At 72.5% G+C, this 23,657-nt stretch carries 21 protein-coding genes and 1 pseudogene; 12 read left to right on the forward strand and 10 right to left on the reverse strand.

Annotated features, from left to right (window positions below):
- Nucleotides 1–161 precede the first annotated feature (161 nt).
- Entirely contained in the window at nucleotides 162–1,319 is a 1,158-nt protein-coding gene (locus tag TR50_RS15125) for a PP2C family protein-serine/threonine phosphatase (protein ID WP_052441008.1), read from the reverse strand.
- Between the two features lie 110 nt (nucleotides 1,320–1,429).
- Here TR50_RS15125 and TR50_RS15130 point away from each other — a divergent pair, with 110 nt between their 5' ends.
- From TR50_RS15130 to TR50_RS15150, 5 genes are all read left to right on the forward strand, one after another.
- Complete coding sequence (locus TR50_RS15130; protein WP_052441009.1) at nucleotides 1,430–2,440, forward strand: PrsW family intramembrane metalloprotease; 1,011 nt, start codon at nucleotides 1,430–1,432, stop codon at nucleotides 2,438–2,440.
- A gap of 138 nt (nucleotides 2,441–2,578) precedes the next feature.
- On the forward strand, nucleotides 2,579–3,004 hold the full coding sequence (locus TR50_RS15135) for a hypothetical protein (RefSeq protein ID WP_042420777.1): 426 nt from the start codon (nucleotides 2,579–2,581) through the stop codon (nucleotides 3,002–3,004).
- Nucleotides 3,005–3,163: 159 nt separating this feature from the next.
- Nucleotides 3,164–3,967, forward strand: coding sequence for an SGNH/GDSL hydrolase family protein (locus TR50_RS15140; protein ID WP_042420780.1), 804 nt, complete (start codon nucleotides 3,164–3,166; stop codon nucleotides 3,965–3,967).
- A 199-nt stretch (nucleotides 3,968–4,166) separates the two neighbouring features.
- On the forward strand, nucleotides 4,167–4,382 hold the full coding sequence (locus tag TR50_RS15145) for a heavy-metal-associated domain-containing protein (RefSeq protein ID WP_052441010.1): 216 nt from the start codon (nucleotides 4,167–4,169) through the stop codon (nucleotides 4,380–4,382).
- A 45-nt stretch (nucleotides 4,383–4,427) separates the two neighbouring features.
- On the forward strand, nucleotides 4,428–6,695 hold the full coding sequence (locus tag TR50_RS15150) for a heavy metal translocating P-type ATPase (protein WP_042420782.1): 2,268 nt from the start codon (nucleotides 4,428–4,430) through the stop codon (nucleotides 6,693–6,695).
- Between the two features lie 515 nt (nucleotides 6,696–7,210).
- Here the strand turns inward: TR50_RS15150 and TR50_RS15155 are convergent.
- From TR50_RS15155 to recD2, 3 genes are all read right to left on the reverse strand, one after another.
- Nucleotides 7,211–7,930, reverse strand: a complete 720-nt coding sequence (locus tag TR50_RS15155; RefSeq protein WP_042420784.1) for an SDR family NAD(P)-dependent oxidoreductase — start codon at nucleotides 7,928–7,930, stop codon at nucleotides 7,211–7,213.
- A gap of 463 nt (nucleotides 7,931–8,393) precedes the next feature.
- A complete protein-coding gene (locus TR50_RS15160) occupies nucleotides 8,394–9,683 on the reverse strand; it encodes a citrate synthase (protein ID WP_042420786.1) in 1,290 nt (429 codons plus the stop codon).
- 167 nt (nucleotides 9,684–9,850) lie between these two features.
- Complete coding sequence (gene recD2 / locus TR50_RS15165) at nucleotides 9,851–12,070, reverse strand: SF1B family DNA helicase RecD2 (RefSeq protein ID WP_042420788.1); 2,220 nt, start codon at nucleotides 12,068–12,070, stop codon at nucleotides 9,851–9,853.
- Nucleotides 12,071–12,283: 213 nt separating this feature from the next.
- Between recD2 and TR50_RS15170 the strand changes: the two genes are divergently transcribed.
- The 3 genes from TR50_RS15170 to TR50_RS15180 all read left to right on the forward strand — a co-directional run bounded on the left by TR50_RS15170 (nucleotide 12,284) and on the right by TR50_RS15180 (nucleotide 14,214).
- A complete protein-coding gene (locus tag TR50_RS15170; protein ID WP_042420790.1) occupies nucleotides 12,284–13,057 on the forward strand; it encodes a VOC family protein in 774 nt (257 codons plus the stop codon).
- A 174-nt stretch (nucleotides 13,058–13,231) separates the two neighbouring features.
- Nucleotides 13,232–13,720 (forward strand): glutathione peroxidase, encoded by a 489-nt coding sequence (locus tag TR50_RS15175; RefSeq protein ID WP_042420792.1) that lies wholly within the window; start codon nucleotides 13,232–13,234, stop codon nucleotides 13,718–13,720.
- 38 nt (nucleotides 13,721–13,758) lie between these two features.
- Complete coding sequence (locus tag TR50_RS15180) at nucleotides 13,759–14,214, forward strand: GNAT family N-acetyltransferase (protein ID WP_042420931.1); 456 nt, start codon at nucleotides 13,759–13,761, stop codon at nucleotides 14,212–14,214.
- Nucleotides 14,215–14,224: 10 nt separating this feature from the next.
- Here TR50_RS15180 and TR50_RS15185 read toward each other — a convergent pair whose 3' ends face one another.
- Complete coding sequence (locus tag TR50_RS15185) at nucleotides 14,225–14,569, reverse strand: DUF2218 domain-containing protein (protein WP_042420795.1); 345 nt, start codon at nucleotides 14,567–14,569, stop codon at nucleotides 14,225–14,227.
- Between the two features lie 248 nt (nucleotides 14,570–14,817).
- Here TR50_RS15185 and TR50_RS48750 point away from each other — a divergent pair.
- Nucleotides 14,818–15,024, forward strand: a pseudogene (locus tag TR50_RS48750) (MarR family winged helix-turn-helix transcriptional regulator); the annotation flags it as partial.
- 103 nt (nucleotides 15,025–15,127) lie between these two features.
- Here TR50_RS48750 and TR50_RS44190 read toward each other — a convergent pair.
- Nucleotides 15,128–16,204, reverse strand: coding sequence for an EamA family transporter (locus tag TR50_RS44190; protein WP_084700325.1), 1,077 nt, complete (start codon nucleotides 16,202–16,204; stop codon nucleotides 15,128–15,130).
- 174 nt (nucleotides 16,205–16,378) lie between these two features.
- Between TR50_RS44190 and TR50_RS15200 the strand changes: the two genes are divergently transcribed.
- Together TR50_RS15200 and TR50_RS15205 are read left to right on the forward strand one after the other, a co-directional pair.
- A complete protein-coding gene (locus TR50_RS15200) occupies nucleotides 16,379–17,140 on the forward strand; it encodes a trypsin-like serine peptidase (protein ID WP_160311116.1) in 762 nt (253 codons plus the stop codon).
- A 238-nt stretch (nucleotides 17,141–17,378) separates the two neighbouring features.
- Nucleotides 17,379–18,317 carry a LysR family transcriptional regulator gene (locus tag TR50_RS15205; RefSeq protein ID WP_042420799.1) on the forward strand — a complete coding sequence of 313 codons (939 nt, stop codon included), beginning with the start codon at nucleotides 17,379–17,381 and terminating at the stop codon, nucleotides 18,315–18,317.
- A 31-nt stretch (nucleotides 18,318–18,348) separates the two neighbouring features.
- Here the strand turns inward: TR50_RS15205 and TR50_RS15210 are convergent, their stop codons facing one another.
- The 4 genes from TR50_RS15210 to TR50_RS15225 all read right to left on the reverse strand — a co-directional run bounded on the left by TR50_RS15210 (nucleotide 18,349) and on the right by TR50_RS15225 (nucleotide 22,213).
- A complete protein-coding gene (locus tag TR50_RS15210; protein ID WP_042420801.1) occupies nucleotides 18,349–19,257 on the reverse strand; it encodes a ZIP family metal transporter in 909 nt (302 codons plus the stop codon).
- 250 nt (nucleotides 19,258–19,507) lie between these two features.
- Nucleotides 19,508–19,951, reverse strand: a complete 444-nt coding sequence (locus TR50_RS15215) for a DUF6278 family protein (protein ID WP_042420803.1) — start codon at nucleotides 19,949–19,951, stop codon at nucleotides 19,508–19,510.
- 164 nt (nucleotides 19,952–20,115) lie between these two features.
- Nucleotides 20,116–21,486 (reverse strand): restriction endonuclease, encoded by a 1,371-nt coding sequence (locus TR50_RS15220; protein WP_152648407.1) that lies wholly within the window; start codon nucleotides 21,484–21,486, stop codon nucleotides 20,116–20,118.
- A 127-nt stretch (nucleotides 21,487–21,613) separates the two neighbouring features.
- Nucleotides 21,614–22,213: a winged helix-turn-helix domain-containing protein gene (locus TR50_RS15225; RefSeq protein WP_042420807.1), complete on the reverse strand. Its 600-nt coding sequence runs from the start codon at nucleotides 22,211–22,213 to the stop codon at nucleotides 21,614–21,616.
- 107 nt (nucleotides 22,214–22,320) lie between these two features.
- Here TR50_RS15225 and TR50_RS15230 point away from each other — a divergent pair, with 107 nt between their 5' ends.
- Nucleotides 22,321–23,637 carry an MFS transporter gene (locus tag TR50_RS15230; protein WP_160311117.1) on the forward strand — a complete coding sequence of 439 codons (1,317 nt, stop codon included), beginning with the start codon at nucleotides 22,321–22,323 and terminating at the stop codon, nucleotides 23,635–23,637.
- Nucleotides 23,638–23,657: the final 20 nt, after the last annotated feature.

Here is a 23,657-nt window from a genome sequence, read left to right on the forward strand (position 1 = left end):
TCCGCCGCCCCCCGGACCCTCCCCGACGTTCCCGGCCGACGCTGGGCAGGCCGTCCCCGCGCGGGCAGGCTTCGCCCTGGTCGGCCATGGGTCGGCGGGGTCGGCCGGGTCGGGAGAGGCTCAGGCACGCTGCGCCCGGGGGGCGGGCCCAGGGGTGCGGCTCAGCGCTCCGCTGGCGGGTCGGCCCAGGTGAGGAGCATCAGGGCGGCGTCGTCGCGCAGCGGTCCGCCGGTGGTGCGGGTGACGTCGGTGTGGACGGAGAGCAGGACCGCGTCGAGGTCCGAGGCGGCGGAGCCGATCAGCTCCGGTACGCGGGTGGCGAGCGGGTAGAACGCGCCGTCCGCGTCGCGGGCCTCGGCGACCCCGTCGGTGTAGAGCAAGAGCCGGTCGCCCGGGGCGAAGCGTTCGAGCCAGGGCTGGGGTTTGCCCCCGGCCAGGCCGGCCAGCCCGAGCGGGACCCAGGGGTCCGGCGGCTCCAGCACACTCGCCGAACCGTCCGGCCGGACGCGCAGCGGCGGGACGTGGCCGCAGTGGACCAACTCGATGGTGTCCGGCGGCTCGAACTGCACCAGCAGCGCCGTCGTGAACTCGCCCGTGGCCGCGTGGCGCGCCACGCTCCGGTCCAGGCGCGCGGCGACGCCCGCCAGTTCCGGCTCGTCGTAGACGGACTCGCGGAACGCGCCCAGCACCAGGGAGGCCATCCGCACGGCCGGCAGGCCCTTGCCCCGGACGTCGCCGATCAGGGCGCGCACGCCGTAGGGGGTGTCCAGCACCGCGTACAGGTCGCCGCCGATCTGGGCCAGGTCGGCCGCCGAGACGTAGCGTGCGGCGACCCGGACCGGTCCGACGCGCGGCTCGGGCGGCGGCAGCAGGGCCAGCTGGGCCGCTTCGGCGACCGTGCGGACGGCCACCAGGTGGCGGGTCCTGATGATCCGGAAGTGCGAGATGAACACGGCGGCGACGGTGAGTGCGACGTAGGCCACCAGGGTGCCCTCGAAGAGCTTGCGCGCCTCCGCGTCCCCGAGGCCGTCGTAGCGGGTGAGCCCCACCATCAGCAGCAGGCCCAGGCTGCTGCTGACGACCACCTCCAGGGGATACAGCAGCAGTGCGGCCAACGGCGGCACCACGGACATCAGCGAAGCCAGGTAGGTGTCGTGACCGGCCAGCAGGTCGGCGGCGCAGACGACGGCCATCGCAGCGCCGATCGGCAGCAGCCGCTGCCACATCGGGAGCCCCAGCAGGGTGGCGCCGGTCTCGACGGCCAGGCCGGCCGACGGCGCGGGAAAGCCCGCTCGGTCGCCGGGCCGCGTGCTTCTCACACGCCGAATTTATCGGAATGCCCGGTAAGCAACACGTTTGGATCACCGCCCTGCGACGGATGAGGAAATATGACAGAAAGGGAGATATCCACTCGCCGGGAGGCCCCGACATGTCCGCTGCGGCCGCTCCGCCCCCGCGCCCGCCGCAGCGCCCGCCCCTCCCCGACACGCGCACCCACCGCTGGCGCACCTGCTTCCTCGTAGGCCTCGCGCTGTGGGCGGCCAGCGTGGCCGTCACCTACTGGACCGGCAACCACACCCTCGTGCCGACCGTGGTCCTGCTCGGCAGCTTCCTCGTGCCGGGCAGCTTCGTGGTCTGGGCGCACGAGCGGTACGGACAGGACCTGGGCACCGACCGCATCGTCGCCTGCTTCGCCGTGGGCGGGGTCATCGGTGTGCTGGGCGCGTCGCTGCTCGAGTACTACCTGCTCAGGTCCTCGGTCTGGCTCTACCTGGGGGTCGGCCTGATCGAGGAGGCGGTCAAGGCCTGGGTGCTGATCCTGCTGACCCGCCGGATCCCCGCGGGCGGCGTCCGGGTCGGCCTGGTGCTCGGCGCGACGGTCGGCTTCGGCTTCGCGGCCTTCGAGAGCGCCGGGTACGCCTTCAACGCGGTACTGACCGAGCACGGGTACTCGCTCCGGGACCTGGTCTCGACCGAGATCCTGCGCGGCATCCTGACGCCGCTCGGCCACGGCCTGTGGACGGCGATCCTGGGCGCGGTGCTGTTCCACGAGCGACGCGGCGACGGGCGCTTCCGGCTGAACCTGCGCGTCCTGCTCACCTTCCTCGGCGTCTCCGTGCTGCACGCGCTGTGGGACTCCACGCACGGCATCGCGACCTGGATCGTGGGCAGGCTGACCGAGACGCGGTGGCAGCGGGCCGTCTTCGACCTCGGCTACCTGCCCGACCCGACCCGCGACCAGGTGGCGCTGTTCACCCTCTTCTCCACGCTCGGGCTGGTGCTGGTGTCCTGCCTGGGCCTCGGCTGGCTCGGGCTGATCGTCCACCGCGCCCGCCGCGAGGGCGACCTGCCGCCGCGCCGCACCCGGCCGCGTCCGCAGCAGCCCCCACTGGAGCCGCACCAGCGCTGGTACCGGCCGCCGAGCCCGCCCGGGACGTGACCGACCGCTCCCTGTGAAAAAACCCAGAGCCGGCCAGGAACCGGTTCGATAGCCTCGGCGTCAGCACGTTCGGACCCGTCCACGCGGGTCCTTCTGCGCCAACGACATACGATCAACTGCAAATTGGGGGGAACCACCATGCGTACCACCATGCGCGCCGCCGCCGTGGCCGCGGTCGCGACCTGCGCTCTCGTCGGCACCGTGGGCGCCGCGGGGGCCGCGTCCGCCGCGTCGTCGCACTACGTCTCGATCAGCGCGCCGTCCAGCATCAAGACCGGCCAGGCCTTCCACGTGACCGGCACCGGCTACGACTACCGCACCTCCTACGGCGTGATCTGCCTGCAGCAGCGGGTGCTCGTCCACGGCCGCTGGAGCGCCTGGAACACCGCGATCTGCGAGAGCAACCGGCGGTCCGGCCACCGCGTCGGCTTCGACGCCGTCGCGAACCACGGCCTCCCGGCCGGCGAGTACGACCTGCGTCTCGTCCTGGACTCGAACCCCCGCAAGGGCGTCTGGAAGCAGCTCGACTGGTCCTCGCAGCACATCCTCAACGTGCACCGCTGACCTGAACTGAACAGACTCGGCCGGTGCGGCGTCACGACGACGCGGTACCGGCCGAGTCGCGTCGGCGGGCTATTCCCCGCGCCGGACGTGCCTCATCTCACCATCGTCAAGGCCTACCTACGGTGGCGTAGGTCACTTCATGAGGTGAAGTATCGTGCCATGCCGACTTCGCGATCACCCCAGGAGACCCCAGAGATCACGTCCTACGTGGCCATCGGTGACAGTTTCACCGAGGGGCTGAACGACCCCGGCCCCGACGGCGGGTTCGCCGGGTGGGCCGACCGGCTGGCACGGCTGCTGGCCGAGCAGCGCCCCCAGACGGAGTCGGGCCGTTACGACCTGCGCTACGCCAACCTCGCCGTGCGCGGGCGCCTGCTCGACCAGATCGCCACCGAGCAGATCCCGCAGCTGGAGCCGATGCAGCCGGACCTCGTCAGCATCTGCGCCGGCGGCAACGACATCCTCCGCCCGGGCAGCGACCCGGACGGCGTGGCCGAGCGCTTCGAGCAGGCCGTCACCCGGATCACGCCGCACGCCGGGCGCGTGCTGATCTTCACCGGGTTCGACACCCGGGACACCCCGGTGCTCAAGCACCTGCGCGGCAAGATCGCCACCTACAACGCGCACCTGCGCGCGATCGCGGACCGGCACGACCTCGCCGTCGCGGACGTCTGGGCCCTGCGCTCGGTGCGCGACCGCCGCGCCTGGAGCGAGGACCGGCTGCACCTCTCCCCCGAGGGCCACGAGCGCGTCGCCCAGCTGGCCGCGCGTGCGCTCGGCGTGCCCGCCGGCGACCCGGAGTCGCCGTGGCCGCCGACCGCCCCGCACACCCCGGCGGACCTGCGGCGGGAGAACATCCAGTGGGCGCGCGAGTTCCTGCTCCCCTGGGTCGGCCGCCGCCTGCGCGGCGAATCCTCCGGCGACCACGTCGTCGCGAAGCGCCCGGAGCTCGAACTGCTGTAGGGCTCGTTCGCCCGGCATGCCCGCCGCCACACCTTCGGGTGTGGTCGGCGGGCTTTCTGCTACCCCCAGCGACGATTCGTTACTCTCGGTACAGATGAGATTTCTCCATCCACCCCCCGTACTGCGGCATACCCTAGGGGGGTATGGTGTTGTCATCATCGAACGTCCCACCCAGCGAGCAAGCCCCCAGGAGGCAGCCATGACCACCGCCGTCTTCACCGTTTCCGGCATGACCTGCGGCCACTGCGAGAAGTCGGTGTCCGAGGAGGTCGGCGCGCTGCCCGGCGTCCTCCAGGTCTCCGCCGACGCCAAAGCCGGCACGGTCACCGTCGAGTCGGAGCAGCCGATCGACGACACCGCGGTCCGTGCCGCCGTCGACGAGGCCGGCTACGAGCTCACCGGCCGCAGCGCCTGACCGAGTCCGTCGGCGTCCAGTCCGAGTGCATCAGGAGGGAACGGCATGACCACGGCCACATCCGGCATAGACCCGGCCGCCCAGCGGATCGAGCTCGCCATCGGCGGGATGACCTGCGCCTCCTGCGCGGCCAGGATCGAGAAGAAGCTGAACCGGATGGAGGGCGTCTCCGCCACGGTCAACTACGCCACCGAGAAGGCCAGCGTCGACTTCGCCCCCGACGTCGCCGTCGCCGACCTGATCGCCACGGTGGAGAAGGCCGGCTACACCGCGGAGCCGCCCCCGCCGCCGGCCGCCGTCGCGCCCGAGGAGAAGGACGCCGACGCGGGCTCCCCGCAGGACGAGGAGACGACCCGGCTGCGACAGCGCCTGCTGGTGACCGTGGCACTCAGCCTCCCGGTCGTCCTGCTCGCCATGGTCCCCGCCTGGCAGTTCCGCAACTGGCAGTGGCTCTCGCTGACGCTCGCCGCCCCCGTCGTGGTCTGGGGCGGCGCGCAGTTCCACCGGGCCGCCTGGACCAACGCGCGGCACGGCGCGGCCACGATGGACACGCTGGTCTCGGTCGGCACCCTGGCCGCCTTCGGCTGGTCGGTCTGGGCGCTCTTCCTGGGCGACGCCGGCATGCCGGGCATGCGGCACGGCTTCGACCTCAGCCTCTCCCCGCAGGACGCCTCCCGGACGCTGTACCTGGAGACGGCCGCCGGCGTCACCGCCCTCATCCTGCTGGGGCGCTATCTGGAGGCCCGCGCCAAGCGCCGTGCGGGGTCGGCCCTGCGCGCCCTGCTGCAGCTCGGCACGAAGGACGTCGCGGTGCTGCGCGGCGGCCGCGAGGAGCGCGTCCCCGTCGCCCGGCTGGCGATCGGCGACCGCTTCGTGGTCCGGCCGGGCGAGAAGATCGCGACGGACGGCCGGGTCGTCGAGGGCAACTCGGCGGTCGACGCCTCGATGCTGACCGGCGAGTCCGTGCCCGTCGAGGTCGGTCCCGGCGACGCGGTGACCGGAGCCACCGTCAACTCCGGTGGCCGCCTGGTCGTCGAGGCCACCCGCGTCGGCGCCGACACCCAACTGGCCCGCATGGCCGCCCTGGTCGAGCAGGCCCAGACCGGCAAGGCTGCCGCGCAGCGGCTCGCCGACCGGATCTCCGCCGTCTTCGTCCCCGTGGTGCTGCTGATCGCCGTGGGCACGCTGGTCACCTGGCTCGCCACCGGACACGGCGCGACGGAGGGCTTCACCGCCGCCGTGGCGGTGCTGATCATCGCCTGCCCCTGCGCGCTGGGCCTGGCCACCCCGACCGCCCTCATGGTCGGCACCGGACGCGGCGCCCAGCTCGGCATCCTGATCCGCGGTCCCGAGGTGCTGGAGAGCACCCGTCGCGTCGACACCGTCGTGCTGGACAAGACCGGCACCGTCACCACCGGCCGGATGTCCCTGGTCGGCGTGCACGTCGCCGACGGCGTGGACGAGGCCGAGGCGCTGCGGCTGGCCGCAGCAGTCGAGCACGCCTCCGAGCACCCGATCGCGGCGGCCGTCGCAGCCGCCGTCGAACAGCCCGCCGCGGTGGAGGACTTCCGGAACGTCCCGGGGCTGGGCGTCCAGGGCGTCGTCGACGGCCACGCCGTCGTCGCCGGCCGGCAGCGGCTGCTGGACGACTGGGCCATGCGCCTGTCCGCGCCACTGGCGCAGGCCAAGGCCGCGGCGGAGGCTGCCGGACGGACGGCCGTCCTGGTCGGCTGGGACGGCGCGGCCCGTGCCGTCCTGGAGGTCGCCGACCGCCCGAAGCCCACCAGCGCCGACGCCGTCGCCCGCCTGCGCGGGCTGGGACTCACCCCCGTCCTGCTCACCGGCGACAACGCCACGGTGGCGCGCGCGGTGGCGGCGGAGGTGGGCATCGACCCCGACCAGGTCATCGCGGAGGTCCTCCCGGAGGACAAGGCGGGGGTCGTCGCCCGGCTCCAGTCGGAGGGCCGCACGGTCGCCATGGTCGGCGACGGCGTCAACGACGCCGCCGCCCTGGCCCAGGCCGATCTCGGCCTGGCCATGGGCACCGGCACGGACGCGGCCATCGAGGCCGCGGACCTGACGCTGGTCCGGGGCGACCTGCGCTCGGCCGCGGACGCCATCCGCCTGTCGCGCCGCACCCTCGGCACGATCAAGGGCAACCTGTTCTGGGCCTTCGGCTACAACGTGGCCGCGCTGCCACTGGCCGCGCTGGGGCTGCTGAACCCGATGATCGCCGGGGCCGCCATGGCCTTCTCCTCCGTCTTCGTCGTCACCAACAGCCTCCGGCTGCGCCGCTTCCAGGCCGAGACCTGACGCGCTCCGCCACTGCGGGCGACTACACCACCTCAGCGGCGCGGGGACCGGCGGGCCCCGAGGACCGCGCGGGGGCGGGCGCGGAGACCCGCGCGGGCACTCTGCCCGGGGACCGCGCGGGGACCCGCCCGAAGCCTGCGCGGGGACCCGCCCAAGAGGCCCGCACGAGACCCGCCCGAAGGACCGGCGCGAGGACCCGCCCGGGGACCCGCCCGGGGACCCACCCAAGGACCGGCGCGGAGACCCGCCCGAAGCCTGGGCGAGGACCCGCCCCAGAGCCTGCGCGAGGACCAGCACGGAGACCCGCACGGGGGGCTTCCCGAGAGGCCTGCCCGAGGACCGGCGCGGAGACCCGCGCGAGGACCCGCGCAGGGTCCGGGCCGGCCGAGGACCGGCGCGGCCCCGGCCCCGGCCCCGGGGACTGGGCGCCCAGCCACCCCGGGCGGAACCTCCCCCTCGTCGGAGGGGCGTCCTCCCAGGGTGTCTCGGCTCGCGTCCGCCGCGCCGCCCCGGACTCACCTGCCGAGCAGCTCGCCGCCGTTGCAGTGCAGGATCTCGCCGGTGACGTAACCGGCCTCCGGGGAGGCGAGGAAGTGGACCGCCGCCGCCACGTCCTCCGGCGCTCCCACACGGCCCACCAGCGTCCGTCCGGCCCGGCGGACGAGCTCCGCCTCGTCGAGGCGGTCGCCGAAGAACTCCGTGCCCGCCACCGTTCCGGGCGCCACCACGTTCGCGGTGATGCCGATGGGACCCAACTGTCCGGCCAGGGTGTGGTTCCAGGCGTGCAGCGCGGCCTTGGACGCGCCGTACGAGCCGGCGCCCCGCAGCGCCGCGATCGAGCTGATGGTCACCACGCGGCCCTGACCGGGCGTCAGCCGGTCGCGGACGGACTCCGTCAGCAGCACCGCGGTCAGCACGTTGCGCTCGAAGTCCCCGCGCCAGCGGGCCAGCAGCGCGTGCGGGCCGCCGCCGACGCCGGCTTCGCGGCTGCCGGCGTTGTTCACCAACACGTCGATGCTTCCCGGCAGTTCCTTGAGCAGCGCCTCGACCGCGTCGGGGTCGGCGAGGTCGCAGGCGAGCGGACGCACCGTCGGACCGAGCTCCGCGGCGGCCCGTTCGAGGACCTCCTGACGTCGGCCCACGATGGTGACCGCGTCTCCCCCCGCCACGAAACGGCGCGACACCGCGAGTCCGATCCCGGTACCGCCGCCCGTCACGACGACACTTCTAGCCATCTACGCCCCCAGTCCATACCTCGGCTCACGTGATTCCTACCACGCGTCCTTTCGCCCGCTTCGCACCGGGTCGCCCCGACCCGCCCCGTGCCCGTCCGGGACTGCGGGCGCACGGGTGACCACGAACGGCGATGGGACCGCTCCCGATCGGCATATGCAAGGTCGGTGAGTGTGGCGTCACATCGCCGGACCGTAACTTCGTCCGGCCAACTTTGTGTTAGAACTCCAGAGCCGGGGTTCCGGCGGATCCCGGTGGACGGCCGCCGTCGCTGGGCGGCCGACAGCGCACGGCGCGGGCGTGATCAGGGTGGTTGAGCGGCCTCCCCCGCGCCCCGCCGTGCGCCGCAAGCGGCTCCGTACCAGCCGACAGACATGAGAACGGGCCCCTGCAGCCGCCACGGCGGCTGCAGGGGCCCGTTCTACGTCAGTGCGACGTCCCGACGCGTCTCAGCGCGTCAGCGCGTCAGCGCGCCTCGATCGGGACGTAGTCCCGGATGACCTCGCCGGTGTAGATCTGGCGCGGACGGCCGATCTTGTTGGTCGGGTCGGTGATCATCTCCTGCCAGTGGGCAATCCAGCCGGGCAGCCGGCCCAGCGCGAACAGCACGGTGAACATGCTGGTCGGGAAGCCCATGGCCCGGTAGATCAGGCCGGTGTAGAAGTCCACGTTGGGGTAGAGCTTGCGGGAGACGAAGTAGTCATCCGTCAGCGCGTGCTGCTCCAGCTTCAGCGCGATGTCCAGCAGCTCGTCGGCCTTGCCCAGCTGCGAGAGCACGTCGTGGGCCGCGACCTTGATGATCTGGGCGCGCGGGTCGAAGCTCTTGTAGACGCGGTGCCCGAAGCCCATCAGGCGGACGCCGTCCTCCTTGTTCTTCACCTTGCGGATGAAGGCGTCCACGTCGCCGCCGTCGGCCTTGATGCCCTGGAGCATCTCCAGCACGGCCTGGTTGGCGCCACCGTGCAGGGGGCCCCACAGGGCGTTGATGCCGGCCGAGATCGAGGCGAACAGGTTGGCGTGCGAGGAGCCGACCAGACGCACCGTGGAGGTGGAGCAGTTCTGCTCGTGGTCCGCGTGCAGGATCAGCAGCTTCTCCAGCGCGTTGACCACGACCGGGTTGAGCTCGTACTCCTCGGCCGGGACGGCGAAGGTCATCCGCAGGAAGTTCTCGACGTAGCCGAGGTCGTTCTTCGGGTAGACGAACGGGTGGCCCTGGGCCTTCTTGAAGGCGTAGGCCGCGATCGTCGGCAGCTTGGCGATCAGCCGGACGGCCGAGAGGTAGCGCTGCTCGGCGTCGAAGGGGTTGTGGCTGTCCTGGTAGAAGGTCGACAGCGCGCTGACGACCGAGGAGAGCATCGCCATCGGGTGCGCGTCGCGCGGGAAGCCCTGGAAGAAGCGCTTGACGTCCTCGTGCAGCAGCGTGTGCTGGGAGATGTCGTGCTGGAAGATGCGCAGCTGCTCCGCGTTGGGCAGCTCGCCGTTGATCAGGAGGTAGGCGGTCTCCAGGAAGGTGCCCTGGTCGGCCAGCTGCTCGATCGGGTATCCGCGGTAGCGGAGGATTCCGGCGTCACCGTCGATGTAGGTGATCGCGGACTTGCAGGCGGCGGTGTTGCCGAAGCCGTTGTCCAGGGTGGTCAGGCCGGTCTGGCCAAGAAGCTTCGAGATGTCGAAGCCGCCGTTGCCGACGGTGGCCTCGGTCACCGGGTACTCGTACTCGCCGCCCTGGTAGCGGAGTACTACAGAGTTGTCGCTCACGTCTTCCCTCATCACCAGCGGAATGACCCTGTTCAAGGGTTCAAGGGGTGCCCTGACTCCCTCCTACCTTCCCCCAGGCGGGTTACACCTGTGCAGGCGGGGTGGCTCGAAAGAGCCGAAGGTCACAAAGAATCGGGTCATTCGCTTTCAAGTTCTGACAGCGGAACCTACCCCCGAGAAAGCCTATGGTCCAAAGCCGTGTGTCGGCGACCTGCGGAGACCGCTCGGACGGCCTGCCCGAGCGCCCGGCGGGAGCCGACCAGTACCACCAGCTTTCTGGCGCGCGTCACCGCCGTGTAGAGCAGGTTGCGCTGGAGCATCATCCAGGCGCTCGTGGTGAGCGGGATCACAACGCACGGATACTCGCTGCCCTGCGAACGGTGGATCGTCACCGCGTAGGCGTGGGCCAGCTCGTCCAGCTCGTCGAAGTCGTAGTCGACGTCCTCGTCCTCGTCGGTCCGGACGGTGAGCCGCTGCTCCTCCGGGTTGAGCGCGGTGACGACCCCCACGGTGCCGTTGAAGACGCCGTTGCGTCCTTTGTCGTAGTTGTTGCGGATCTGGGTGACCTTGTCGCCGACCCGGAAGGTCCGCCCGCCGAAGCGGCGCTCGGGCCGGTCCGGGCGAGCGGGCGTGATCGCCGCCTGGAGCAGCGTGTTCAGATTTCCCGCGCCGGCCGGGCCGCGGTGCATCGGCGCCAGCACCTGCACGTCGCGGCCGGGATCGAGACCGAAGCGCTTCGGGATGCGGCGCGCGACGACGTCGACGGTCAGATCGGCCGTGCGCTCGGTGTCCTCCTCGGCGAAGAGGAAGAAGTCGGCCAGGCCCTCGGTGATCGGCGGGACGCCCTCGTTGATCCGGTGGGCGTTGGTGACCACGCCGGACTGCTGTGCCTGCCGGAAGATCCGGGTCAGCCGGACGGCCGGGATCGGGCTGCCCGGGGCGAGCAGGTCCCGCAGGACTTCGCCCGCGCCGACGGAGGGGAGCTGGTCCACGTCGCCCACCAGCAGCAGGTGCGCGCCGGGCGGGACGGCCTTGGCGAGCTTGTTGGCCAGCAGCAGATCCAGCATGGAGGCCTCGTCGACCACGACCAGGTCGGCGTCGAGGGGCCGGTCGCGGTCGTAGGCGGCGTCCCCGCCCGGTTTGAGCTCCAGCAGCCGGTGCACCGTGGCGGCCTCACCCCCGGTCAGCTCCGCGAGCCGCTTGGCGGCCCGGCCCGTCGGCGCGGCCAGCACCACCTTGGCCTTGCGGGCGAGCGCCAGGGTGACGATCGACCGGACGGTGAAGGACTTGCCGCAACCGGGGCCGCCGGTCAGCACGGCGACCTTGCTGGTCAGCGCGAGCCTGACGGCTGCCTCCTGCTCGGGCGCGAGATCGGCCCCCGTCTGGGCGCGCAGCCACGTCAGCGCCCGGGTCCAGTCGACGTCGGCGAAGCCGCCCAGGCGGTCCTCGGGCGTGCGCAGCAGCCGGCCGAGCTGGGCGGCCAGGGAGACCTCCGCCCGGTGGAAGGGAACCAGGTAGATCGCACTGACCGGCACCGCGTGCCCGGCCTCGTCCTGCTCCTCCCCGGGGACCTGCTCGCGGACCAGGCCCTCCTCGGCGACGAGCTCGGCCAGGCACTCGATGACCAGGCCCGTGTCGACGGCGAGCAGCTTGACCGCGTCGGAGATCAGCCGCTCCTCGGGCAGGTAGCAGTGGCCCTGGTCGGAGGACTGCGACAGGGCGTACTGCAGCCCCGCCTTGACCCGCTGCGGGCTGTCCTTCGGGATGCCGACGGCCTGGGCGATCCGGTCGGCGGTCAGGAAGCCGATGCCCCAGACGTCGGCGGCCAGGCGGTAGGGCTCGTTCTTCACCACGGAGATGGAGGCGTCCCCGTAGTTCTTGTAGATGCGGACAGCGAGCGAGGTGGAGACCCCGACGCCCTGGAGGAAGACCATCACCTCCTTGATCGCCTTCTGCTCCTCCCAGGCGGCGGCGATCAGCTTGGTGCGCTTGGGCCCGAGCTTGGGCACCTCGATCAGGCGGGCCGGCTCGGTCTCGATGACGTCCAGGGTCCGCTCGCCGAAGTGGTCGACGATCCGCTCGGCCAGGCGCGGCCCGATGCCCTTGATCAGCCCGGAGCCGAGATAGCGGCGGATGCCCTGGACCGTGGCGGGCAGCACGGTGGTGTAGTTCTCGACGGTGAACTGCTTGCCGTACTGGGGATGGCTGCCCCAGCGGCCGTGCATGCGCAGGCTCTCCCCCGGCTGGGCGCCGAGCAGCGCGCCGACGACGGTGAGGAGCTCGCCCCCGCCGCGACCGGTGTCGACGCGGGCGACCGTCCAGCCCGTCTCCTCGCTCGCGAAGGTGATGCGTTCCAGCACCCCCTCGACGACCGCCAGTTGGTTCATGGGCAGCACGGTAGCGGGTGGGGCCGACAGCGGCGGGCGGGACCGTACGCCCTGTGGACAACCGACCCTCCCGTTCGAGTCTGCTCGAAAATGACCGATACAGATTCTTCGCGACCATGCCGTCCCGGGGGCCCCGAATTGTCAGTGGGGCGCGGAAGACTGTGAAGCGGCTCACGGTCCACACCCACCAGGACACCATCCACAGGAGCACTCATGCTGAGCACCGAGTACACCCCGGGCACCCCGCGCTGGATCGACCTCGGCAGCCCGGACGTCGAGACCACCGACGCCTTCTACACCGCCCTCTTCGGCTGGGAGAAGGAGGACGCCGGGCCGGAGGCCGGCGGCTACGGCTTCTACCTGAGCGGCGGCAAGCGCATCGGCGGGGTCGGCCCGCTGATGGACCCGAGCGCCGCCCCGGCCTGGACGATCTACTTCGGCACCGACGACGCCGAGGCCACCGTCAGGGCGGTCGAGCAGGCCGGCGGCAAGGTCCGCATCCCCGCCTCGGACGTCATGGGCTTCGGCCGGATGGCCCAGTTCACCGACCCGCAGGGCGGCGAGTTCGCCGTCTGGCAGCCGCAGCTGACCAAGGGCTTCGACATCGCTGCCGTCCCGGTCTCCCTCTCCTGGACGGAGCTGCACACCGCCGACGCCGAGGCCGCCCGCGGCTTCTACACCTCCGTCTTCGGCTGGTCGCTGACCGACAACGACATGGGCGAGTTCACCTACACGGTCACCTCCATGGGCAGCGACGAGACCTCCTTCGGCGGTCTGATGGGCCACTTCCCCGGTGAGACGGTCACGATGTGGCTGCCCTACTTCGAGGTCGCGGACTGCGACGCGACGGCCGAGAAGGTCTCCGAGCTCGGCGGCACCGTGCTCATGGGCCCGGCGTCGCTCGAGGGCGTCGGCCGGATGGCCTCCGTGCGCGACCCGCACGGCTCCCTGTTCTCGGTGATCGCCAGCGCCCCTCAGGCCGGCTGACCCGGGCGCCGGGCGTCCGTTCCGGGTCCTTCGGGAACAAGCACGGGACCCTTCGGGAAGAAGCGGGCCAGCGGCGCGGTTGTGGCCGATGGTCGAGGGCTACCCTCGACGTCGGCCGACCGCGCCCTGACGAGCCGACCGTGCCCTGACGAGCAGAGCCCCGGAGGATCCACCATGAGCCTGACCGACATTCCGCTGAAGACCCTGGGCGGCGAGCCCACCAGCCTCGCCGACTACGCGGGCCAGGCGGTGCTGCTGGTCAACGTCGCGTCCAAGTGCGGCCTGACCCCGCAGTACGCAGGCCTGGAGCGGCTCCAGCAGACCTACGCCGGGCGCGGCTTCACCGTGCTGGGCGTGCCGTGCAACCAGTTCGCCGGTCAGGAGCCCGGCTCGGCGGAGGAGATCCAGACCTTCTGCTCGACCACCTACGGCGTCAGCTTCCCGCTGCTGGAGAAGACGGACGTGAACGGCCCGGAGCGGCACCCGCTCTACACCGAGCTGACCGCGGCCGAGGACGCCGCCGGCGAGGCGGGTGACATCACCTGGAACTTCGAGAAGTTCCTGCTGTCGCCGAAGGGCGAGGTCGTGGGCCGGTTCCGCCCGCGGACCGAGCCGGAGGCACCGGAACTGGTCGCCGCGATCGAGGCCCAGCTCTCGGCCTGAGCGACGCCTCCAACGGCCCGCCGCGTAGGGTGACGATCATGACCGATGTCATCTTCCGGCGGGCCACCGCCGCCGATCTGCCCGCCATCGTCGCCATGCTCGCCGCCGACTCGCTGGGCGTCGGACGGGAGTCGCCGGACGACCTGGCCCCCTACGAGGAGGCGTTCGTCCGAGTCGACGCCGACCCGAACCAGCACCAGATCGTGGCGGAGCGGTCGGGTGAGGTGGTCGGCACGCTGCAGTTGTCGGTGATCCCGGGCCTCTCGCGGCGCGGGGCCACCCGCACGGTCATCGAGGCCGTCCGGGTCCGCGCCGACCAGCGGGGCAGCGGGCTGGGCACGGAGCTGATGGAGCACGCGGTCGCGGAGTCGCGCCGTCTCGGCGCGTCGCTGGTGCAGCTGACCAGTGACAACTCCCGCACGGACGCGCACCGCTTCTACGAGCGGCTGGGCTTCACCGGCTCACACGTCGGCTTCAAGCTGCCGCTGGGTTGATCCCGGCCGGTCAGGCCTGTTCGGCGGCAGCCTCCTCCTCGTTGCGCTGGACGGTGCCGGGGGTGCCGTCGGCGCGGTGCCACTCGGCGACCAGCTCGTCCTTGGTCCCGAAGCGGACGAGGTGGCGGCCGACGACATCCTCCAGTCGGCCGAGGTCGTCGTCGGCGCCCTCGACGACGAGCAGCAGCGCGTCCGGCGTCGCGGTCATGGCGGCCGTGCCGAAACTGAAGCTGAGTGAGCCCTGCCCCGTCTCCTCGTCCCAGTTGGTCTCGATCTTGCGACCGAAGTGCGAGGCGAGCTGCTTGGCATAGCGGTTCGGACGGTCGGTGGCGACGCGGGCATGGGAGCGGGCCATGGAAACCTCCAGAGGTACGGCAGCAGGTCAGCGGCCACGGTGAAACCCTGGCCGCTTAGGCGAGCCTAAGGCATAATGAGCTTGGCTCTCTAATTATTTCCCATGCCTGCCCAGACCGGCTCTGTCGATATCCTGACTTCCCCCGACGCAGGAGCCCTTCCGTGACCGCCGCCCCGTCCGCCACCGCGCCCGAGCCGATCCCCACCGAGGTCGAGCTCGCCGACGCGCTGATGCGCGCGAGCAAGCGCATGCGGAAGGCCACCTTCCATCGCCTGGCCCCCCACGGCCTGACTCCCTCGCAGGGCCGCGCGCTGGACACCCTGGCCTGGAGCGGCGGATGCGGCATCCGCCTCAACCAGCTGGCGGAGCGGCTGCGCATCGCGCCACGCTCGGCCACCACGGTCGTTGACGCCCTGGAGGCGGCAGGACTGGTCACCCGCTCCCCCGACCCGGACGACCGCCGCGCCACCCTGCTCCACCTGACCGGGCAGGGCGAGGCGGCGGTGGCCCAGATCGCGGCGGTGCGCCGCGAGGTCGCCGCCGAGTATTTCGGCCCGGTCAGCTCGGCTGAACGGGTGACGCTGCTGCGTCTGCTGCACGTGGCGGAAGAGGCGTACGAGCAGGCCCATCCGCACCACGGCCCGCACGGTCATGCTCACGCACACACCCACGAGCCTGCTCGGGGTGGTCAGCCCTCGGCGCAGGACTGAGCGCCGACCGCCCGAACTGCGGACGGGTGAGCCAGGAACGGGTGAGCCGCGGACGGGTGAGCCGCGGAGGGGTGATGGACGCGATCGCGATCCCGGAGATCACCAACGCGGCTGCCGCGCCGGACAGCCGGGTCAGCGGCTCCCCGCGGAGCAGCCAGGCCGACGACATCCCGAAGACCGGCACCAGCAGCGAGAACGGCGCCACCACGGAGGCGTCGTGACGCTGCAACAGGTACCCCCAGAGCCCGAAGCCGACCAACGTCGCGCCCCACGCGACGTAGAGCAGCGAGCCCACGGCGCTCGGGCTGAAGGTGGTCAGCGCCCGGACGTCCGCCCGGGGCCCCTCGGTGAGCAGCGACAGCGCCGCCAGCGGCAGCGGCGGCACCACGCTCACCCAGACCATCCAGCGCAGTGCGTCCGGCGGTGCGGCCCTCCGGGTGATGATGTTGGAGAGCCCGAACGCCGCCGCCGCTCCCACGACCAGGGCGAACGCGCCCAACGGCGCGGCCCCGCCGCGCGAGGCCTGGTCCAGCGCCGCGACCGCCATGCCCGCGACGGCGACCGCGAGCCCCAGCAGGCGACGCGCGCCGATCCGCTCCCGTAGCAGCGCCGCCGCGAAGGCCGCCGTGAAGACCGCCTGACCCTGCTGGACCAGCGAGCTCAGCCCCGCCGGCATGCCCGCCTTCATCCCCTCGAAGAGCAGCCCGAACTGCAGCGCGCCGAGCACCAGCCCGCCGGCCAGCACGTGGCGCCAGGGCACCCCCGGCCGCCCGACCAGGAAGACCGCCGGCACCGCCGCGACCAGAAAGCGCAGCGCAGTGAAGAGCAGGGGCGGATAGTGACTGAGCCCGGCATCGATGGCGACGAAGTTGACGCCCCAGATGGCGGCGACGAGGACGGCGAGTCCGAGGTGGCGACCTGTCATGAACCGAGGATCGCCTGCGCCATCCGTTCAGCACCAGCAAACAGTTCTTCAGTGATCTGTTGAGTGATACTGAACAATCGGATGCGACATCCGCTTGGGATCCGACACACCGTCACTTCACTCGCTTGCCTGCAATGGTGGCAACCGTTCCATTCCTGGCAAAAGATGCGATACATGACGCTTCGTTCGTTGACGGCCGCCGGTGCGCTGCTCGCCGTCCTGCTGACCGCGCCCCAGACCCAGGTGGCCGCCGCCGGAGCGACCGACTCCACGACGTTCCGCGGCGCCTCCCGCGTCGGCGCGATCTTCGGTTCCTCCGCCACGCGCCCGGACCACCACTTCTGCAGCGGCGCCGTGGTCGACAGCCCGACCCGCGACATCGTGGTGACAGCGGCCCACTGCGTCATCTCCCCCGGCACCGGACACGCCCGCAGCGGCCTCACCTTCGTCCCGGGCTACCACGACGGACGGCGCCCCTTCGGCACCTGGTCGGTGGCCACCGTCGTCGCGGACAGCGGCTGGACCGTCCACGGCAGCCAGAACTCCGACGTGGCGTTCCTGATCCTGCGTCCGGACGCGTCCGGACGCAGGATCCAGGACGCGGCAGGCGCGGAAGACCTTGCCTTCAACCCGCGCCCCGGCACCCGCGCCGTCGCCATCGGCTACCCCAGCCGCACCGAGCGCCCGGTCCACTGCACGTCGCGCCTGCGGCGCTTCAACGCCCACCAGATCGAGTTCGACTGCCCCGGCCTCCCCGGCGGAACCAGCGGCGGCCCCTTCCTCGTCGGCACCACCTCCGACGCCCACACCCGCGGCGCGGTCGCGGGCGTCATCGGCGGATACCAGGAGGGCGGCAACACGGCCGACGTCTCCTACTCGGCGTACTTCGGCCCCTCCATCGCCGCGGTCTACCGCGCAGCGGTCGCACGCGGCTGACCCCAAGACCCCCGGGGCCGGCACGGCCGCCCCGCCCGCCGTACCTGCTCACGCTGTGCCCTGCCCTGCTGTGCCCTGCCCTGCCGGGCCGGCCTGCCCGTTGCGCCGACCGCAGTGCCGGAACCGCCCACGCCGCGACCGTCCCGCGACGAGCCGAGCGCGGCGGCCCGATGCGGCGGGAGGAGACCGCCGCTGGCCGGCCCCTGGACGGCGCGGTCACAGGTCATAGGCTGCCTGCATGATGGATCTGGGACGACTCCGGGCGCTTCATGCCGTCGCCGTGCACGGCTCGGTGGGTCGCGCGGCCGCGGCCTTGGGTTACACCCCGTCGGCCGTCTCCCAGCAGATCAGCAAGCTGGAGCGGGAGACGCGGACCCCGCTGCTGGAGAAGCGCGGCCGTGGCGTCGTGCTGACCGACGCCGCGCAACAACTCGTGCAGACCGCGGGCACCGTGCTCGCGCTCGTGGAGCAGGCCGAGGTGGAATTGGAGGCACGCCGGGGGCAGGTGACCGGGCGGCTCTTCCTCGCAGCCTTCGCCACCGCGGCCCGCGGCCTGCTGCCGGCGGTGCTGGCCGATCTGACCGCCCGTTACCCGGAGCTGGATCTGCGGATCCTGGAGAGCGACCCCTACCTCATGGCGGATCTGGTCGCCCGAGGCGAGATCGACCTCGCGGTGGTCCAGGACTGGCCCAACACACCCCTCGCCACGCCCGAGGGCGTGGCCCGTCGGCACCTCGGCCTGGACGTCGTCGACGCCGTCCTGCCCACCGGCCATCCGCTCGCCGCGCGGGAGGTGCTGAGCGTGGGCGACCTCCTCGGGCAGACCTGGGTGAACACCCCGGCCGGAACGATCTGCCACGACTGGCTCATCCGCACCCTGCGGGAGGCCGGAGAGGAACCGGACACACGTTTCCAGGCCACCGAGTTCGACACGCAGATCGCGCTGATCGCGGCCGGGCTCTGTCTCGGCCTGGTGCCGCGCCTGGGCCGCGCGCCCCTGCCTGAGGGGGTCGTCGCCAGGCCGATCGTGCCGGAGCCGACCCGTCGCGTCTCCGTGCTGTGGCGGGAGCACGCCTCACGCCGTCCGGCGATCATCGCGGCGCTGGAGGCGCTGCGCCGTCACTGGCCGCAGCGCACGGCGGCTCCGGAGCCGACGCTGATCGCACAGCGCGGTTGACCGCAGCGTGCGGCCGTCCGGCCGCAGGCGGTCAACTGTTGGCGAGGCCGATGACCAGCCACATGAAGCCCGCGCCCGCCACCGTGCACAGCAGTGTCGAACGCGACGGGTGCGGGCTGTGCGCCTCCGGGAGGATGTCCGAGGTCGCCAGGTACATCAGAAAGCCCCCGAAGAAGCCCAGGTAGAGTCCGACGACATGCTCGGGGATGGTGAAGGCGAGGGTGATCGCCGCGCCGGCGACCGGGGCGATCGCGTCCAGGGCCAGCAGGGTGACCGCCCGGCGCAGATCGTTGCCGTAGAGGCGGGTGATCGTGAAGGTGTTGTAGCCGTCCGCGAAGTCGTGGGCCAGCACCGCGACGGCCACCACCGCGCCGAAGCTGTTCCCGACCTGGAACGCCGCGCCGATCGCGAAGCCGTCCATCAGGCTGTGCACGCAGAGCCCGGCCGCGGCCGCGAGGCCGAGCTTCTCGCTCCTGCCGTTGGGACCGCCCGCAGCTGCCATCACTCCGTGCGCGTGAGCGGGCGCCCGACCGCCTCCCTGGCCGCTGTTCGGATCCTGGCTCTGCTCTTGGCCGACCCCTGGGCCGGACGGGGAGCGGCTGTCCGAGGAAGGGTCGTGCGAGGAGGCGTGGACATGCGGCAGGCCGGCGTGCTCGTGGGCCGCGTACTCCTCCTCGTGCGCCCGGTGGATCGCCACCGAGCGCTCGGCTATGTGCAGCACCAGGAAGCCGAGGACGAACATCAGCAGCGCTTCCGGCACGCCCCACAGGTGCTGGCCCGCGGCCTCGACCGCCTCGGGCAGCAGGTCGAAGGAGACGACTCCGAGCATCAGACCAGCGGCCAGTCCGAGGAGCAGATGCCTGCGGTCGCCGACCCTGCCGGCGACGAGCCCGCCGAGGAGGGTCATCACGAAGGCCCCTGCGGCCACCAGTACCGGCATCGGCCCTCCCGAGTCCGGGGACGGGACGGGGACGGGACGACGTGCGAGGGCGGCGGCGCCCTGCCCAGTCGCCGCCGCCCTCCATGCGGGCCCACCCTCGGCGCCCTCGGCACCATCCTCACTGACGGCCCGTCCACCCGCGCGCCGACTGCTCCGCACGGGCGACCGGCGGCAACGCCGCCGAGCCGTGGGTCACATCTCTCGTGCCCCGGCCCCCGTCCCTCAGCCGCCGTCCCTCAGCCCTCGTCCCTCAGCCCTCGTCGGCCTCGGAGTACACCTGCCACAGCGAGGGCGCGCCCTGCGTGGCCCAGTCGCGGCCGACCGCCGCCACGTCGAGCTCACGTCCGCTCGCCAGCCGGACGAACGGACGGCCGTCGCGCAGCAGCTGCCAGCTCGCCCCGGCGACGGACGCGACGATCACCGACCCGAGGTAGAGCCCGGCGTCGTGCCCCAGCTCTGCCGCCTCCTGCGGATCGTCACGCCAGCGCGGCGGCAGTTGGTCCAACGCGGAGAGCGAGTCGGGGGCGTCGTCCAACTCCAACCCCATGTCGGCGGCGCGGCCGCGCAACAACGCGCACTCGCCGAGCAGCTCCGCGAGGGTCTCGGGGTCCCCCACTCCCCCGGGATAGCGCTCGGCCCGCGCCTCCGCGTCATCCCTGCGCGACCGCCAGCGATCCATGAAGGGGAAGCTCATGCCTCCAGGGTGACACCGCCGACCCGCCGGGCCCTTGAAGGGCACGGGCAAGTTGCCGCACGAGACTCGTGGCGACGGGTGCTGCGTCCCTGCCGCCGCGAGGCGGAACGCGGCGGGGCGGGACGCGGCGGGGGGAAACGGCGAGCCAAAGGAGGCGGGAACGCTCAGCCGCCGAGTTCCGCGCCGAGGTGCTCGCGGATCAACGCCCGGAGCTCGCCGCCGTCGATGAGCCGCAGGCCCGCGTGTTCCGCCGCGGCCAGGACCGCCTGCGGGTGGAAGCTGCCGGTCGTGGCCCAGATGCCCGCCTCCGCCTGCTCCTCCTCCATCACCTCGGCGACATTGCGGACCGCCTCCTCGCCGACCACCGCCGGGCGGCGGGCCAGGCAGACGATGTGCGGGTGGTCGGCGAAGCCCGCGCCGTCGCCGTGGGCTATCGCGAGCAGGCCGTCGCGGCCGACGAGGCGGGCATCCCAGTCGGGCAGGCCCATCGCGGCGAACAGCTCCGACGCGAGGCCCGCGAACTCGCCTGGGGAAAGCTCCTCCGGCAGGGGCGCGGTCCGGCTGCTGACACCGAAGGGCACGACGGGCGCGGGGGCGTAGGGGTCGGCGGTGATCCGGCAGGGCAGTTCCCGCAGCCGGGCCGTCGCGTCGGCGTGCTCCGTGGGCAGCAGCGTCCGCGCGTACAGATCCGTGCGGCGTGCGTCCACGCTGAGCAGGGTCGTCTCACCGGCCTCGGCGGTGACGACCCGTCCGTTCAGCACGACGCCGTCCAGATGCGACTCGGTGTCGGCCGCGACCACCGCGTCCAGCGCGCGCAGGGCCAGGCGCGCGACCAGAAGCAGGTACCGCTCCACGCATTCCTCTCGCGGACGCGGCACCGGCTCGATGCCACCCTCGGCGTCGTCCGGCGACAGGCGGAAGGCCAGCGCGGGCGGAACGACGCCGACACCGGGCAGGACCAGGTCGATCACCGCGGTCCGGGTCAGCGGGCGGTAGCCGACGCGGGCGGGGACCTCCAGGCCGGGGAGGCGTCCTGCGGCGGCCAGGGCACGCTCCATCACGGACTCGACGGCGACCGGTTCGCCGTCCTCGTAGGCGTGCCGGTACTCGACCAGCCGCTCGTTGTAGGCGCGCACCGCGTCGGCCCGCTCGCGCTCCTCGCGCTCGTAGGCGAGCCGGACCTCCTCCGCGCGGTCGCGCAGCGTCCGCTCCTGCTCACGGTACTCACGCAGCGCGCGCTGGTGGGCCAACCGGGCGGAGGCGAGCTTCTGCTGGTAGGAGGCGTCGAGCAGCGGCTGCCCGGCGCGGCCGGCCGGGAGCTGGCCCTGGTCGGGCTCGAAGTCGGCCCAGCGCGGCGGCTCGGAGACGGCGGTCGGCGGCAGCGGCCGCGGCGTGTACTCGCGGCGCAGCGCCTCGAAGTCGACCGCGGGCGAGGGATCGGCCGCCAGATCCAGCAGTTCGTCGAGACGCTGCTCGGCGGCCTGCGCCACCTCGGTGTACTGCTGGGCCAGCACCGCCCGCCGACGCCCCGTCACTTCGCCGTCCCCTCCACCGCGCCGCCCACGCCACAAGGGACCAAGCATCTCATCGGCAAGTCTGTCCATGTCCCCGATATGCCACACCGCGCGGGCCCACGGGCCGTCAGCGGTGATCCTCCCACGGTCACTCGTCGGGGCTGTACATCGCCAGCATCAGGTGCACGGGCACTCCGTCCGGGTCCTCGGGCTCGGCGTTGAGCTCGTCGATGAGCTGCCGCAAGCGCATCCGGTAGGCCTCCGCGCGGTCGGCCGCCAGCCGGAAGTCGGCGATCATCACCATGGGCCGACGCCGCTCGTCCGCGTCGTCCAGGCGGACGCGCCCGGAGCGCAGCGCATCCGCCAACTCCCGCTCGAAAGAGGTCAGCGCCGAGTTGACGAGCCCGAGCGCCGCATCACGCTCCTCGCTCTCACCGGCCGCCGAGGAGGCGAGGAACCCCCGACTCAGCTCGATCCGGCGCTGCGCGGCGGCGTAGCGCTGTTCCACGATCCCGGAGACCAGTCGCGTCTCGGCGACGAGGATCAGCCCGGTCTCCTCCAGGTGCTTGAGGTGGCGGTACAGCTTGGTCTGCGGCTCCCCCAGCTCACGGGCGAGCTCCTTGGCCGTCCAGGAGCGGTCGGCGGGGGCCCCGCTCATCGCCTGGAGGATGCTGAGCCGGAGTGGGTCGGAGAGCGCCTTCAGCGTCTCCACGTCCTCCACGATGCGCACGTCCCGAACGTCGTCCATGCCTCCATCTTGCCAGGCGCTCACCCATGCGCCATCATTCACGTCATAGTGAACGTCAACGAGTTGGCGAACGTTCACGGCAGTCGACGGATCGGGGAGGGCCTGTCATGACCGCAAGCACCATGGACAGCAACAACGGGCGGGAGGCCGGAGGGTCGGCGCCCCAGCCGGCGTCCCAACCGACATCCCAGCGGACCACCCGGACGACGACGGCTCCGCCGCCTCCGCTGCGCCGCAACTGGCGATTCCAGCTGCTGTGGATCGGTTCCGCCTCCGCACTCACCGGGGTCACCGCCGCGGACGTCGCCTACCCCCTGGTCATCCTGGCGCTCACCGGTTCTCCCGCCTGGGCCGGACTCTTCGGCGTGATCCAGGCCGCCGCCACGGTGCTGTGCGGCCTGCCGGCCGGTGTCCTGCTCGACCGGTGCGACCGCCGTCGCGTGCTGATCGCCGCCGAGACGCTGCGTGTCGCGGCCACCGGCTCCGTCGTCCTGACGGGCCTGTTCGGCACCCTGACGCTTCCTCACCTCCTCCTGGTCGCCGCCGCGCTGGGCGCCGCGCAGCCTCTGGGTGGCGCGGCACGGATGCTGCTCGTGCGGGCCGTCGTCGCCCCCGAGCAGCTGACCGCCGCGCTGACCCAGGACGAACTCCGCGTCAGCCTGGCCGAGCTTGCCGGTCCGCCGCTCGGCGGTTTCCTCTACGGCCTCGGGCGTGCGGTGCCGTTCGTCTTCAGCGCCCTCGGCTTCGCCGTCTCCCTGCTCTGCGCCCTGATCGTGCGCCCGCAGCAGCCGACGGCCACCGACCCCACCGCCTCGCTGCGCACCGTCTTCGACGGCATCCGCGCCCTGTGGCAGGCGCCGACCCTGCGGCTGGCGCTGCTGCTGGTCACCGCGCTCAACGCGTGCGGCGCACCGCTCAGCCTGGCCGTCATCTACCGCCTGCGTGAGCAGTCCACCCCCGCCTGGGCCATCGGGGCGGCGCTCGCGGGTTCGGCCGTCGGCGGCCTGGCCGGCGCGGCGCTGGTCGGCTTCCTGCACCGCAGGTTCAGCCCCGGCACGCTGCTGATCGGCATCGTCGGCCTGGAGGCCCCGGTCTTCGCCGCCCTCGCGTTCGTGCACGGCGCCTGGGCGACGGGCGCCCTGCTGCTCGCCAGCATGCTCGGCATCCCCGCCCTCAGCGTGCTGCTCGACGTCCTGATCTTCCGCCAGGTCCCCGACGCCCAGCGGGGCCGGACCATCACCGCGACGATGACCGTGGTCGGCCTCGGCATCCCGCTCGGCAGCGGCGCCGTCGGCCTGCTGCTCCAGTTCCTCGGCGGCACCGGCTGCCTGCTGCTTCTGGCCGCCGTCCTCGCCCTGGCCGCCCTCCGCGCGGCGGCCGTACCGGAACTGCGGCGCGCGGTCTGGCCGTCGCCCGCCGCCTGACGGCACGTCCGAGCGGCGGG

The organism is Streptacidiphilus anmyonensis (assembly GCF_000787855.1).
GTDB classification, from domain to species: Bacteria; Actinomycetota; Actinomycetes; order Streptomycetales; family Streptomycetaceae; genus Streptacidiphilus; species Streptacidiphilus anmyonensis.

What these genes read in the sequence shown, in the direction of transcription:
- TR50_RS15130 (WP_052441009.1), top strand. Translation starts at nt 1,430, where the DNA reads ATGTCCGCTGCGGCCGCTCCGCCCCCGCGCCCGCCGCAGCGCCCGCCC.
- TR50_RS15135 (WP_042420777.1), top strand. Translation starts at nt 2,579, where the DNA reads ATGCGTACCACCATGCGCGCCGCCGCCGTGGCCGCGGTCGCGACCTGC.
- TR50_RS15140 (WP_042420780.1), top strand. Translation starts at nt 3,164, where the DNA reads ATGCCGACTTCGCGATCACCCCAGGAGACCCCAGAGATCACGTCCTAC.
- TR50_RS15145 (WP_052441010.1), top strand. Translation starts at nt 4,167, where the DNA reads ATGACCACCGCCGTCTTCACCGTTTCCGGCATGACCTGCGGCCACTGC.
- TR50_RS15150 (WP_042420782.1), top strand. Translation starts at nt 4,428, where the DNA reads ATGACCACGGCCACATCCGGCATAGACCCGGCCGCCCAGCGGATCGAG.
- TR50_RS15155 (WP_042420784.1), bottom strand. Translation starts at nt 7,930, where the DNA reads ATGGCTAGAAGTGTCGTCGTGACGGGCGGCGGTACCGGGATCGGACTC.
- recD2 (WP_042420788.1), bottom strand. Translation starts at nt 12,070, where the DNA reads ATGAACCAACTGGCGGTCGTCGAGGGGGTGCTGGAACGCATCACCTTC.
- TR50_RS15170 (WP_042420790.1), top strand. Translation starts at nt 12,284, where the DNA reads ATGCTGAGCACCGAGTACACCCCGGGCACCCCGCGCTGGATCGACCTC.
- TR50_RS15175 (WP_042420792.1), top strand. Translation starts at nt 13,232, where the DNA reads ATGAGCCTGACCGACATTCCGCTGAAGACCCTGGGCGGCGAGCCCACC.
- TR50_RS15180 (WP_042420931.1), top strand. Translation starts at nt 13,759, where the DNA reads ATGACCGATGTCATCTTCCGGCGGGCCACCGCCGCCGATCTGCCCGCC.
- TR50_RS15185 (WP_042420795.1), bottom strand. Translation starts at nt 14,569, where the DNA reads ATGGCCCGCTCCCATGCCCGCGTCGCCACCGACCGTCCGAACCGCTAT.
- TR50_RS44190 (WP_084700325.1), bottom strand. Translation starts at nt 16,204, where the DNA reads ATGACAGGTCGCCACCTCGGACTCGCCGTCCTCGTCGCCGCCATCTGG.
- TR50_RS15200 (WP_160311116.1), top strand. Translation starts at nt 16,379, where the DNA reads ATGACGCTTCGTTCGTTGACGGCCGCCGGTGCGCTGCTCGCCGTCCTG.
- TR50_RS15205 (WP_042420799.1), top strand. Translation starts at nt 17,379, where the DNA reads ATGATGGATCTGGGACGACTCCGGGCGCTTCATGCCGTCGCCGTGCAC.
- TR50_RS15210 (WP_042420801.1), bottom strand. Translation starts at nt 19,257, where the DNA reads ATGCCGGTACTGGTGGCCGCAGGGGCCTTCGTGATGACCCTCCTCGGC.
- TR50_RS15215 (WP_042420803.1), bottom strand. Translation starts at nt 19,951, where the DNA reads ATGAGCTTCCCCTTCATGGATCGCTGGCGGTCGCGCAGGGATGACGCG.
- TR50_RS15225 (WP_042420807.1), bottom strand. Translation starts at nt 22,213, where the DNA reads ATGGACGACGTTCGGGACGTGCGCATCGTGGAGGACGTGGAGACGCTG.
- TR50_RS15230 (WP_160311117.1), top strand. Translation starts at nt 22,321, where the DNA reads ATGACCGCAAGCACCATGGACAGCAACAACGGGCGGGAGGCCGGAGGG.